13 protein-coding genes and 3 tRNA genes are annotated in these 12,867 nt (G+C 38.5%); 6 read left to right on the forward strand and 10 right to left on the reverse strand.

What is annotated here, in order from left to right:
* Positions 1-7: 7 nt before the first annotated feature.
* The 10 genes from lnt to BUA11_RS02770 form a co-directional block, all read right to left on the reverse strand.
* Positions 8-1,477 carry an apolipoprotein N-acyltransferase gene (gene lnt, locus BUA11_RS02725; protein ID WP_245789468.1) on the reverse strand — a complete coding sequence of 490 codons (1,470 nt, stop codon included), beginning with the start codon at positions 1,475-1,477 and terminating at the stop codon, positions 8-10.
* Positions 1,478-1,525: 48 nt separating this feature from the next.
* Complete coding sequence (locus BUA11_RS02730) at positions 1,526-2,680, reverse strand: DegT/DnrJ/EryC1/StrS family aminotransferase (RefSeq protein ID WP_072758087.1); 1,155 nt, start codon at positions 2,678-2,680, stop codon at positions 1,526-1,528.
* Between the two features lie 110 nt (positions 2,681-2,790).
* Positions 2,791-3,846 carry a tetratricopeptide repeat protein gene (locus BUA11_RS02735; RefSeq protein ID WP_072758089.1) on the reverse strand — a complete coding sequence of 352 codons (1,056 nt, stop codon included), beginning with the start codon at positions 3,844-3,846 and terminating at the stop codon, positions 2,791-2,793.
* Positions 3,809-4,723 carry a cation diffusion facilitator family transporter gene (locus BUA11_RS02740; RefSeq protein ID WP_245789469.1) on the reverse strand — a complete coding sequence of 305 codons (915 nt, stop codon included), beginning with the start codon at positions 4,721-4,723 and terminating at the stop codon, positions 3,809-3,811. Before BUA11_RS02740 ends, BUA11_RS02735 begins: the two co-directional genes overlap by 38 nt.
* A 78-nt stretch (positions 4,724-4,801) precedes the next feature.
* Positions 4,802-5,158: a 50S ribosomal protein L20 gene (gene rplT, locus BUA11_RS02745; RefSeq protein ID WP_072758091.1), complete on the reverse strand. Its 357-nt coding sequence runs from the start codon at positions 5,156-5,158 to the stop codon at positions 4,802-4,804.
* Between the two features lie 18 nt (positions 5,159-5,176).
* On the reverse strand, positions 5,177-5,380 hold the full coding sequence (gene rpmI, locus BUA11_RS02750) for a 50S ribosomal protein L35 (protein WP_072758093.1): 204 nt from the start codon (positions 5,378-5,380) through the stop codon (positions 5,177-5,179).
* A 33-nt stretch (positions 5,381-5,413) separates the two neighbouring features.
* The gene (gene infC, locus BUA11_RS02755) at positions 5,414-5,944 is read right to left on the reverse strand and encodes a translation initiation factor IF-3 (RefSeq protein ID WP_218587305.1); all 531 of its coding nucleotides are present in this window, start codon (positions 5,942-5,944) and stop codon (positions 5,414-5,416) included.
* Positions 5,945-6,104: 160 nt separating this feature from the next.
* Positions 6,105-6,180: transfer RNA gene (locus tag BUA11_RS02760), tRNA-Lys, on the reverse strand.
* Between the two features lie 5 nt (positions 6,181-6,185).
* Positions 6,186-6,260: transfer RNA gene (locus tag BUA11_RS02765), tRNA-Arg, on the reverse strand.
* A gap of 8 nt (positions 6,261-6,268) precedes the next feature.
* Positions 6,269-6,343: transfer RNA gene (locus BUA11_RS02770), tRNA-Glu, on the reverse strand.
* A gap of 131 nt (positions 6,344-6,474) precedes the next feature.
* On the opposite strand from BUA11_RS02770, the gene BUA11_RS02775 reads away from it, so the two are divergent.
* The 6 genes from BUA11_RS02775 to BUA11_RS02800 all read left to right on the forward strand — a co-directional run bounded on the left by BUA11_RS02775 (position 6,475) and on the right by BUA11_RS02800 (position 12,856).
* A complete protein-coding gene (locus tag BUA11_RS02775) occupies positions 6,475-7,725 on the forward strand; it encodes an HD domain-containing phosphohydrolase (RefSeq protein ID WP_072758095.1) in 1,251 nt (416 codons plus the stop codon).
* A 25-nt stretch (positions 7,726-7,750) separates the two neighbouring features.
* Positions 7,751-8,125, forward strand: a complete 375-nt coding sequence (locus BUA11_RS02780; protein WP_072758097.1) for a CoA-binding protein — start codon at positions 7,751-7,753, stop codon at positions 8,123-8,125.
* 98 nt (positions 8,126-8,223) lie between these two features.
* The gene (locus BUA11_RS02785; RefSeq protein ID WP_084634333.1) at positions 8,224-9,099 is read left to right on the forward strand and encodes a CBS domain-containing protein; all 876 of its coding nucleotides are present in this window, start codon (positions 8,224-8,226) and stop codon (positions 9,097-9,099) included.
* Positions 9,100-9,172: 73 nt separating this feature from the next.
* Positions 9,173-9,838: a hypothetical protein gene (locus BUA11_RS02790; protein ID WP_072758101.1), complete on the forward strand. Its 666-nt coding sequence runs from the start codon at positions 9,173-9,175 to the stop codon at positions 9,836-9,838.
* Between the two features lie 88 nt (positions 9,839-9,926).
* Positions 9,927-12,149 carry an LPP20 family lipoprotein gene (locus tag BUA11_RS02795; protein WP_072758103.1) on the forward strand — a complete coding sequence of 741 codons (2,223 nt, stop codon included), beginning with the start codon at positions 9,927-9,929 and terminating at the stop codon, positions 12,147-12,149.
* A gap of 50 nt (positions 12,150-12,199) precedes the next feature.
* On the forward strand, positions 12,200-12,856 hold the full coding sequence (locus tag BUA11_RS02800; RefSeq protein WP_072758106.1) for a hypothetical protein: 657 nt from the start codon (positions 12,200-12,202) through the stop codon (positions 12,854-12,856).
* The last annotated feature ends 11 nt before the right edge of the window (positions 12,857-12,867 follow it).

Here is a 12,867-nt window from a genome sequence, read left to right on the forward strand (position 1 = left end):
ACTGCTATTAGTCGAAAATGGTATTTTTCTTCTTCAATGTTAAGCCGCTAAGAATTATTATAAATAAGGAGACGAGAACAATATATTCTCCAAACTTTATATAAAACGTTTCTTGTGTATTTATGCTGATATACATTGTTCTTGAAATTGTTCCATAAGGAAGTTGTGTATAGTTTCCAAAGATGTCTACAACACCACTTATGCCGGTGTTCGAAACTTGAATGACATATCTTCTTGTTTCTATAGCTCTGAAAATCGATTGGACAAAATGCTGTTGGAGCGGAATGCGTGAGTTATACCATCCATCATTAGTTATAACCACTATTGCCCCAACATCGCGAGCCAATTTTCTTGACAAGTTTGGAAAGAAAGACTCAAAACATATTTCAAAGCCGATTTTTCCATACCCTGGAATATCGATATCCTTTAGCGTCCCAGGCGAGAAATAATACATTCCCTTCAAAAAGCTCAGAGAGCCAAATATGCTCCCATACGGTAGCATTTCGACAAATGGAAAGAGCTTTACTTTATCATATTTATCTAAGAAGCTTCCATTACTATAAATAACAGCGCTGTTAAAAGCTTTGTCTTCATCAAGAGTTGGGAACCCAACAACTATTATTCTTTTAGAGAATATTTCAAGAAGCTCTTTTTCAACATCAGAATTTCTTATATCTGTTCCAGGAAAAACAGCTTCGGGAAATATTGTCATATATTCTGGCGTATCTGAAAATTGCTTTTCTATATAGTCGACGATTTCTGAGGAACTGTAAGAATACTTGACTTTTTGCGGTACATTTGTTTGGGCAAGAACAACAGGTTTGTCCCCAATTATCTTAGGTATGAATCGCTCGATAATACCATCACCAGAAATTATTATGACAAATATTGATAACATTACAAGCAGATTTGCTTTGCTTTTTTTGAGCAATCTGTAAGATTCATAGTTTATTACAACGATTACAAAGACCAATCCAAGGGTGCCAGTAATAGAAAGTAGTTGTAATATCCCTGTGAAGTTGTACAGTGCATCACTCAATCTTCCACCTGTGAATCCCAGGTCGCCGATTCCCCTAAGATATTCTGACAGTGTGTACGCAGAAGCAACGAACAGTGGTTGCAGAAACCTGTATTTTATCCTTTCAGCCCAGAGACCGTATAAGAAGCCGAATAACAAAAATGGCAGGGCTTCAAGTACGCAAAAAAGCAAATATACGAAAAAACCCGCGGTTGGTCCAAATCTTCCGAAAAGCTCTGGTAAACCTGTGGTGAGTGTGTTAATTAAGTAGTGAAAATTAACAAAAGAGAAAATGAAGAAGTATAAAAATGAGCTAAGAGCTGTGAGAATGGGTCCCTTTCTCTCTAACGAAAAGAACAGCGGTATTAACGCAAAAAACACTAATCCCCCGTAGAGATAACCTGGCATGGAAAGAGTCGTGAGAAGCGATGCGATTAAGATATTTAATATCTCACCCACAAAATTCCCCCCGTTTTCTCATTAATTTATACACATAAAGAAGTTTAATTATTTTATGAATATCTCAACCGCTTTTCTCAGATGGTTGGCAACGTATTCTTGGTCTTCTTTTTCAAGGTCAGTGTAGAACGGTATCGCTATTGTTCTTCCTGAAATATCTTCCGTAACAGACAAGGTTCCCTCGCTCCATCCAAGTTCTCTATATGGTCTTTGTAGGTGCACAGGAGAGAAATAATTTCTACATTGTATGCCATTCTCTTCCAAATACTTCATAACGTTATCCCTAATAGACTTGTTTGCAGGCTTTGGCAGTCTTACCACATACACAAACCATGACATCTTTGTCACGTAATCCATAACCTTTGGAGTTTCAATGCCAGAGTCTTTTAACAGTTCCTCGTATCTCTTCGCTACGGTATTTCTCTTATCAATAATCGTATCTATTCGCTTCATCTGAGACCATCCAAGCGCTGCTGACATTTCATCTATTCTGTAATTGTATCCTATATAATCGTGCGAAAGCCATCCTTGACCTTCTCCTCTTCCTTGGTTTCTCATCGCAGCAGACAGTTTGAATATTTCGTCACTATCTGTAACTATTATGCCACCTTCGCCTGTGGTTATCTGTTTATTGGGATAAAACGCAAATGCGCCAGCTAATCCAAATGTTCCAACTTTCTTTCCTTTATATTCACTTCCGAGGGCTTCACAAGAATCTTCAATTATCTTCACGTCATATTTCTCGCATACGTTAACTACGCTATCCCAATCCAATGGATGCCCAAATACGTCAACCGCCATTAGAAACATACTTCTGTATTTTCCAGCGTTTTTTTCAACGACTTGCTCAAAATGTTCCATATCCATATTCATAGTCTCAGGTTCTATGTCAACGAACTCAACATTCCCACCTTCATAAAGTGCAACGTTTGCAGAAGCAACGAATGTAAATGACGGAACTATGAGTAAATCATCCTTTCCAAACCCCAAAGCTTTGATGATTAAGTGCAGAGCACTTGTACCGCTTGAAACTGCGACTGCATATTTTGTCCCAACATAGCTCGCAATACTCTCCTCAAACATTCTTGTGTATTTTCCTATGCTCAACCTGCCTGATTTCAAGACTTCTACAACAACTTCTATATCACCTTCTGATATCTGCGGATTTGAAAGTGGAACTGTCTTTTTACCTTTTTCTTCCATCTCATCAGCTCCTTATATTGTAATAATTCTGCACTCCAGAGAGATTATATCATAAAACGACAAAAAATGTCCCTAATTGGGACACTTTTATACCTGCATTTGTTTACCAACTATTCGATTTTTATTCTTTTCAGAAAATTATATTCATTGAAGGCTTCTTCATACATACCAGCTTCTTCAAAAAGTTGTGCAAGTTTGAGGCGCTTGTCAGGATTAAAAGGATCTTTTTCAACAATCTTCTTGTAAATATTTGCCGCACGTTTTTTCAAACCAAAAGTCCTAAATAGAACATACCGTGGATAGCGAAACGCGAAGACAATTGTAATTGGGAGAATTATAAGAACGGTGATAATAAGCTTTTGAACATATGAAGACAATTTTATACTTCCTAACTTTTTAAGATGCTCAGCAAACCATATAGAAATCCTTTTATGCCAAGATATCTTATTCTTTTCTTCCTCCTTTAGAAAAAGTTCTTCCATTTCTTGGAGTTTGTAGCCATCATTGCTAAAGTACCTATAAAGTTCGAGCAATTTGACTCTTTGATTTTCGTCCGACTCGGAATACTGCTTATACAAATGTTTGAGAAGCTTACTGCCAGCATCTGCAATATCCAATTTCTTAAGGATGTTTTTAACAAAGTATTCGCGTGCTTTTTGGTCTTCTAACAAAATTTGTATTATTTCACGTGTGAATTTTTCAAAAAAATGCTCTGTCTCTGGTAGAAACTTTAATAAAATAATTACTGATAAATCTTTAGATATATTTTCACTGATGTAATTTACTATTCGCTCAGTCCCAAAAATCTCTACGATGTAATATTGCGAGCTTTTAAGAATCTCAAAATTCTTAGAAAACTCAACAAGCTGTGACAAATCTTCTTTCACTGCAAATTCGTAATCTTTGAGTTTGCGTTTTGCGTTTACAAGCCTTCCAATTCTTTCGATTTTTTCTTCCTCATCTTTAGATATGCTACTACCGAGCCTTGAAACATAAACAAGATACATATCCCAGGCAAACTCTGGGTCAGTTTTTGACTTCTCAGCGATTTCATCTAATGTCAGTGGAAAGACAAGAGAAGAGAGTAGAATTATAGCAACAAATAAAGACTTGAGAAATATGTCAACTTTAGTGCTTTTCTGACAATCCGAAAGGTTCTGTTTCATCGTTTTCCTCCGGTTCGACATGAATTACGACATCATATATTTCCTTTGTATCGCTGAGTTTTCTTTTGATACACTTTGTTATATCGTGTGCTTCTTTTACACTCATAGTGCCAGTGACTTCTATATCCATATCTATATCGAATTTCCCACCGACCTTGCGTACCCTGACTTTGTGTGGGTTTAGAGCACCACACTCTTTACACACTTTGAATATATTTTCGTAAATCCACATCTCTTCTTCCTTGAGACCATCCATTAACTCGTGAGCGTTCTCTTCAAATACTTCCCATGCCACTTTTATAATTATACCAGACATCACGACACCAATCAAAGGGTCCATCCATGCTAATCCAATTTTGTTTAATCCAACCCCAAGGAACACAAGTCCTGAAAGCAGTATATCATTTCTCATATTCTTTGCTTCCGCAATCATTGAATTACTCTTGTATTTCTTACCTGTAGAGTACTCAATCGTAAACAAGAATGTCTTTCCAGCGACCGACAATACCGCGACTAAAAGGGGTAAGAAACCTTCCAAAACTTGATAACGCCCTGTTATAAGTCTATGCAAACTTTCAATAAGTAGGCTCACGCCAGCATAGAATACGACGAAAGAGATTATCTTAGCACCTATGTTCTCAGCCTTTTGGTGTCCGTAAGGGTGTTCCTTATCTGGTGGTCTTCGAGAAATTATCGTTGCAAGTAACATTGTAGAAGATGTCAGGATATCGGTAGATGTGTCTATACCGTCCGCTAAAACCGCCATGCTCTTGAAAATCAGCCCAACGGTCACTTTTAGTACTGCGAGCAGTAAATTCGTTGCCACAGCTATTATTGCAACTTGGCGAAGTTTCTTATCAATTGTGGAGTTCTGCAATTTAATTCCTCCTTATTGTAGATTTTTATAAAAACAAGGGGCTTATTCAAGCCCCTTGATGCTGAGAATCATTATCAATTATTTTCCAAGAGCCGTTTTCGCAATCGCTACGTATTCCTTGAAACTCACTGGATCGTTGACTGCAAGCTCAGCAAGCATCTTTCTATTTATGGTTACGTTTGCTAACTTTAATCCGTGGATGAGTTCGTTGTATTTCAAGCCTTCATTTCTCGCTGCTATATTGATTCTTGTTATCCAGAGCTTTCTGAAATTCCCTTTCTTGTTTCTTCTTCCGTCGAAAGCGAATTTAAGAGCTCTATAATAGGATTGTTTTGCAAGGGTATATCTTCTGCCGAGTGCACCTCTGAATCCTTTGGCGAATTTCAGAACCTTTTTTCTTTTCTTCTTAGCATTTACAGCATTCTTTACTCGCATGTCTATTCCTCCCTATGATTATTTTTTTCCAAGAAGTCTAAGGATTCTTGAGCTATCAGAACTTGCAACTACATCTTCGAGTCTTAAAGCGCGGAGCGTTGATCTTCTCTTCTTTCCAGTTTTGTGCCACGCATTTGCATGCCTTCTCATTATTTTTCCATTCTTTGTTACTTTAAACCTCTTTGCTGCGGTTTTGCTTGTCTTCATCTTTTGCTTAGCCATGACTCATCCCTCCTGTAAAAGTTTATTCTATTCTTACAAATTCTTGGGTTTAAGAACCATCCACATATCTCTGCCTTCAACCTTCGCTTCTTTTTCGACATTACCGATATCAGCTATATCTTTCGCAATTCTATCTAATATCTCCTTCCCTTTGTCCATGAATGCCATTTCTCTGCCTCTGAACATCACGGTAACCTTAACCTTGTTACCTTCTTCCAAGAACCGTTTAATGTGCTTAAGTTTTGTCTGATAGTCATGTTCATTTATCGCGGTTCTAAATTTCATTTCTTTAACTTCTATTATCCTTTGGTTCTTCTTTGCCTTCTGCTCTCTCTTTGCAAGTTCGTACTTATATTTACCGTAGTCCAAAATTCTTGCCACTGGTGGTTGAGCATTTGGTGCAACCAAAATCAAATCTAACCCTCTTGATTTTGCCAAGTCAATTGCTGTGCTCTTAGACATTACACCAACAGCTTTTCCTTCCTCATCAACAACCCTCAGTTCAGAGAATGGAATCTCTTCGTTCTTTATAATCTTTTCCTTCTCGTTTTTAATAAGTTTCACCCTCCTTAGTAGGATTAAAAAAATAAAGCGAGCATGCGCCCGCTTGATTCATTCTTTATAGAATTTAAGTTTTAACACTTCTGATCTGAACCCAACTAGCCGATTGCCGCTGGGTGGGAAGCCGGGCGCCTCCACTTCAACTAAATGCCTTAAAAAACTCTGGTGGGCCGCGTGGGACTCGAACCCACGGCCACCTGATTAAGAGTCAGGTGCTCTACCTACTGAGCTAGCGGCCCAATTATGGTGCCCCCAGGAGGAATCGAACCTCCATTTGCGGATTAGGAATCCGCCGTTCTATCCTTTGAACTATGGGGGCGTCGAATCTGGCAGCCCCACGGGGAATCGAACCCCGACCCTCGGACTGAGAATCCGATGGACTAGCCGTTATCCTATGGGGCCTTGTATATATGCATTTGAAAGACTCATCACTAACCGTGTTATATATTAACATATCACGAGAAATTGTCAAGACTTAATTTTCACGGTCTGTAGTTAATGATGTATGATATAATATGTTTAGAGGTGAGATCATGATAAATGTGCTGCTGAAAACAATCATGTTTGTTCCAAAATTTGGTATACATTCGCTTCAGGTCGGTTTTCTGGCATCGAAAATTGCTAAGGAACTGAATTTGGATGAATTTGAAATGTTTTACGCCGGTGTATTACACGATATAGGTGTCCTTACTCCACACAAAGGTATCTTGTTAGATGACATTGACAACGAATTTCTTATAAAAGAAGACATCCCGACATATGAATCTCCAACAAAAGACCATACCCTTATATCGTCTTTCGAAGTTTCAAAAATTTCCGCACTTTTAAAACACTTTCCAAATCTTTCTTCAAGTATACTTTTACATCATGCACTACCAAATTACTTGAATGAGTCATCAACAAAGGATGTTGCCGCAAATGTCATTTCTATAAGCGAAGAGATTTCTAAGTATGTGTTAGTAAATGATGAGGAACTAACTTATGAGGATTTTCTTGTACCTTTGTCCATGATCAAGAATAGATTTTTCGGCAGTGTTTACGATGCCGCGCTCAAGGTTATTAAGCAAGAGTACATAAGATGGATGCTTTACGACATTAAAGCTGGGTTTAACAGGGAAAGATTGATCCAGGAATTCAAGTTAGATACTAAGCTTACCATAGACGAGATTATAGAAATCGGTGCCGTGCTTGCTTATATAATTGATTCAAAGAGCCAATTTACAAGAGAACATAGTTGGAGAGTGGCGAAAGTCTCAGCTGCTATTGCGAAAGAAATTCTTTTAAATGAGCACGAATTTTTTATTGCTGGTCTATTTCACGACATAGGAAAGATAACTACACCTATAGAAGTCCTCGAAAAAAAGGGGAAGTTAACAGCAGCTGAGATGGATATAATGCGCAAACATGTTTATTACAGCTATCTTATACTTTTAGAGCATGAAGACGAACCATGGTTCTGGCCAGCAGTCAGGCATCAAGAAAGAATTGATGGGAGCGGTTATCCTTGGAAACTCAGGGGAAACCAAATGAGTTTCAAAGATAAAATATTGCAGGTTGCCGATTATTTCACTGCCGTTCTTGAGCCCCGCCCTTACAGAGGAGCGAACACACCCGAAAAAGCTTACGAAGAAGTTGAACGTGCGGTTCAAAATGGTGTACTTGACAGCGGACCAGCGAAAATTTTAAAAGAACTTGTCTTTGGTGGATATAATTTTGACTCTATAGATTTCATGTCATCGATTCAGAAAGATATAAACGATTTCGAGAAAAGCCTTATTGAATGAGTATAATAAAGTCGGAGGTGTTAGAATGGATTTGAGACAGATTAAGAAAATAGCTATTATAGGTGCCACAACTAATCCGGAAAAGTTTGGGAATATAGTCTTGAAAGATTTATTGAAAAAAGGATACGATGTTCTCCCTGTCAGTCCAAGGTATGATTTCATAGAAGGACTGAAAGTTTACAAAAGTGTTGAAGAATTACCGGTCGATACGGAACTTATCGTTTTCATCGTTCCACCTGAAATTGGGATTGAAGAACTGAAGAAGGCTTACGGTACCGGATTTAGAAAATTCTGGTTCCAACCCGGAGCCGAATCACCAGAAATTCTTGAGTACGCAAAAACGTTGAATGATGCTGAATTCTCATTCATTAAATGCATAATGGTTCAAACAAATTGGTAATCTATGGTTATCGAATATTTTCTTAAGGGGTGTATAACTTGACAGAAATTCTTGAAAAGGTTCAAAAAGTTTTTGCTAATATCAAAGTATCAGAATTTATGACGAAGGACGTCGTGTATGTGAAACCAGATAGAACGGTAGCTCAGGTAAAAGAGATCCTGCGACTAAAGAGGATTTCAGGTGTCCCAGTTGTGGACGATGAAGGAAAAGTTGTTGGAATAATAAGCATAGAAGATATTATTAAGTGCCTTGAAAATGGTACTCTCAACGAACATGTTGAAAAACATATGACGCAGAATGTTATTTGCTTAGATGAAAATTCAACTTTGCAAGATGTAATTAAACAATTTGAAAGATATAGGTATGGTCGTTTCCCAGTAGTCGATAATAATAACCGTCTCGTTGGTATCGTAACCAAAAACGACATTTTAGCCGCTGTTGCTACAAGACTTGGTCTTCTTTATTTGCATGACGAGCGTCGGAAAGAGGTACTTGATGAGGATATTCTGAATAGATCCCTTGTCACGGGCGAAGAAATTGACAAAAAAGGGGCAGATTTCTATTTCAAGGTTGATTATTTCGACATAAATCTTGCTGGAGTTGGTGCTGCACAGCTAAAGAAGTTTCTTATAAGTAAGGGAATAGATTCATCAAACGTGAGACGTGTAGCGGTAGCTACTTACGAAGCCGAGACGAATGTTGTTATCCACAGTGGAAGCGAAGGCGAGATATTCTGTTTTATATATCCAGATAGGATAGTTGTGAGAGTAGAAGATAAGGGCAAGGGTATCGAAAGTATAGAACTTGCAATGAAAGAGGGCTATTCTACAGCGCCGGACTATGTCCGAGAACTTGGATTTGGCGCTGGAATGGGGCTACCAAATATGAAAAGATTCTCAGATAAGATGGTTGTTTTATCTGAAAAGGGTAAGGGTGTAATAGTTGAAATGGTTTTCTATATTCAACCTTCCTAATTTCGAATTGAACGATTTCAGATTTTAGAAAGTCAAATTATTGTACGCTTCAAAAATTAGGGAGGGAAATTGTATGGATCAGAATTTGTTAACATGGGTACTTATCGGTGTTTTAGCGGTTGGTATAGTTGTCGGTGCGATATTTTTCTTGATGCCAAAAGATAAGTACATTGAGGTCGACGGGGTTAAGGTCTGGAAAATTCCAAACGATGCTGAAATTATATTTGTGGATCAGTCGAAAGCCGCAAGTGTGAAGAGTCTTGTTCAAAAAGGGCAACTTATTGCGTTTGTTGGCGAAGCACAGGGAACAGGCACGTCTCAAGACAAGGAAAAAGCAAAGATTCGTGCGTATCAACAAGTTGCAGAGTTTCTTAATGCAAAAGTGCAGACATTTGCCCAACTTGTAGAAGGTCAGCTTCAAAACGTTCAAGTGTCAGGTAATAAGCAAGAGATAGTCAGCGCATCTGTTGATGCTTATAAGAGGGTTACATCCCTGCTCGCGGATGCCAATATTTCAGGAGCGTATGTTTTTGCCGTTTGGACAGTCAAACAAGGTAATGTAGTCAACACCTATTCTTTGTTAGTCTACGATCCTGCTCAGATTATAAAGCTACTTGAAATTGATGCAGTGGTAAAACAAAAAGTCGATGAGCTTGGAAAGCAAGGAGTGAACTTCTTCGAGAACTTGAATGCAGTTCTCGGTGAAGCGACAAAAGGGACTCCGATGGAACAAAAGTAATATACTTTTATTCTTGCCCCCTGCAGGTGTGCAGGGGGTAATTTTATTTTAAGCTTGCACTTTGTAGTGCAGGCAAGGAGGTGTTTACATGGATACAACTACAATAATATTAATATCCGCAGTACTTGTTGGTGCTATCGTAATTGGATTCCTGTTCCTCATGCCGAAAGAAGAACCTTCTCGACCATTAGACACATCTTCAGCTGTTAAAACCATGGAAGACATTAATAAAGTGATGTCCAGTAGTTCAGGTTCGGCAACACCATCTACTCCTTCTCAACCAACGCAGCCGACTCAACCAACTCAACCTTCTCAGGGTACACAGTCTCCACAACAGCCTTCTACCTCTCCAGTACAACCACCAGCTCAGTTATCAAGTGCGTACATTCAGGCATACGGAGAAGGATATGGCAAGACAGAATTGGAAGCAGAGGAAATCGCTAAGAATAATGGATTAAAGAATCTAACTGAACAGCTCTATGTTCAGGTAAAAACATCTGCAGAGCTGAAAGAAAAGCTAACAACAGTTATCCAGGATGGAAAAGTCAGGGAGAAATTTGAAAGCCAGTATGAAAAAACTATACAGACGAAAACAGAATTTGAGTTAACGGGGGTTACTTACAGGTTAGTCGAAAGAAAGCAATCCGGGAATCAATACTACGCCAAAGTGCAAGTATATATAGAAGCAGAAAAGGCAAAGCAAGCATTAGAAGCTTACATAGCGATCAATATCGGCAAAACTTTGCTGGACAACAAGATGGTATTCACTGCGAAGAATATTGCTGACAAGTACGAACCACTCCTTTCCCAAAATGTGTTTCCACCCAAAATCAGTGAGGAACTTACTAGTTTGATAAGTCAAATAAAATCAAAATATGATAAAGTTCAAGGGCTCATAAAAAATATAAATTCTGCACAGGTTAGAGATGCACAAACTGCATTCGACGCTGCAGACTTGGTAAACCAGTTATTTGCGACAGTCAATGATTTACCAGCGAATTTAATAGATACTGAAAAACTCAGACCTTACTTGAAGGATGTCAAAATATCGCTAAGCGGTCCTAAGGAAGTCCTTCTTGGTGAGCAGGTTAAGGTCGAGGTGAAAGTCGAGCCCGGTACTGTGAAATCCTTATTCGTCTATGGTGATAATATTGAAACGCAGGATTTAGTTACCCTTCAAAATGGAACAGCAGTTTTGTCTGCCATAGTAAAAGCTCCAAATTCAAAATTGAATGTGTCGTTATCTGGTATTGTTGAGAGTGCCTGGGCACCGGGAAGCGTTACCCAAGATCCTGATATTTTGCGAACAACTTATAAAGGTGAGCAGGAAATAAAGATTATTGCTGGTGGTACGTCAAAGATACTTTCTGACCAAAAGCTTATGCGGGAAAATGCAATTAAAGATGCTCTTGTAAAGACTATCAAAAAAGTAGCATCAGAACTTCTGGCTGGTTCGGATAGAGAACTACTTGACATACCGATAGACGATTACATCCTCGGCAAAGTTGTCGGAGCTATTGACTATGAGATAACGGCTACAGGCGAGTATAGCGGTTTGTATTACGTTCTTGTAAGTTCTACGATTTCAAAGGACGTTTTTGAAGCGTACGTAAAAGATGCGCTCAGAAATGCACCATCTGGTTTTGCTATGATTATAACAGAAGGTGATACTCTCGGATATGTTGAACCGGCCTTGATTGACGAATTAACAAGGTCAAAAATAAACCTCGTGTCGAAGGATTTTTCGAAAAAGGTACTCGAAACCCAAGCGAAAACTAATCTTCCACCAGCTACGCTTGCAAAGATAACTGCACTGAGCGCTGCAAGGTATCTTTTGTACGTTACAGTAAATTACACATCAACATACCTTTCGGATTATAAGGTTTATTCTGTCCGCACGCTTGTAACAACTCAAATAATTGATACAATCACCGGTAATATACTTGCAGCACCGAGATTTGAAGAAACCAATACTGGAGCAACAGAACAGGCGGCAATCTCAAAAACTGTCTCGGGACAGAAATTCAAAGATTACGTAAATGAGTTGATAAGCTCGTTAAGATTCGAAAATGTAGCAACGAAAGCAGCTTATAGGTACACATTCATACTTGAAAAGACCATTTACGGTTCGATATTACTTGATAATTTGAACGCAAAATTCAAAGATATGAAGGTAATAGAAAAGGTTGATACAAAACTGATTGTCGAATTGGAAAACGTACCTCCTTCAGATTTCGAAAGGTACCTTTCAAGTATCGATGTTTTGAAGATCAAAAAGACATCAGATAATACATATCAAGTTACAAAATAATCAAAACCGTCTGTCGCTTTAAAGCAAATGTCTAAGGGGAGGCTGAAACGATGGGATTAGATAGCACTACAGCGTGGATTATACTTGTGGTTTCAGGAATTCTGTTAGCAGGATTGCTTATATTTCTTCTCTTACCAAAAGAGGACGTACAATGGATAACAGCAAACGGTGTAAGAATACAGAGCATACCAAAAGATGCAAATATTGTGTACGTTAACAACAGTATGGAGAAGAGGGTTGCGGAACTTTACAAATCAGGGAAGCTTCTTGCATTTCGTGGCGAAAGTATCGGTGGTGGAATAGACACTGTAACGGCACGTGATAAGGCAAAAATTAACGCGTTTAAAGAACTTTCCGAATATTTCACAGCAAGGGTCCATACATTTGCTACATTAGTTGAGGGACAACTCCAGTCGGTTACTGGACAAAACGCACAACAAGTCAAAAGTGTTGCTCTCGATGCTTATAAAAGAGTAACACAGCTCTTTTCTGACGCTCAAGTATCAGGTGCCTACATCTACGCGATCTGGGAAGAAAGAGTGGGAGCGCTTGTGTACACATATGTACTTTTAGTTTTTGATCCAGCAGGTGCTATTGAAGCGTTAAAACAAAATGAAGAAATTTCTAAACAAATTGAAGAACTCGGAAAGTCTGGCGTCGATTTCTTCAAAGCACTCAATGCCGTTATCGAAGAAGCTCAAAAATAGACTAATAAGAA

The sequence above is a fragment of the Fervidobacterium gondwanense DSM 13020 genome (assembly GCF_900143265.1).
Taxonomy (GTDB): domain Bacteria; phylum Thermotogota; class Thermotogae; order Thermotogales; family Fervidobacteriaceae; genus Fervidobacterium; species Fervidobacterium gondwanense.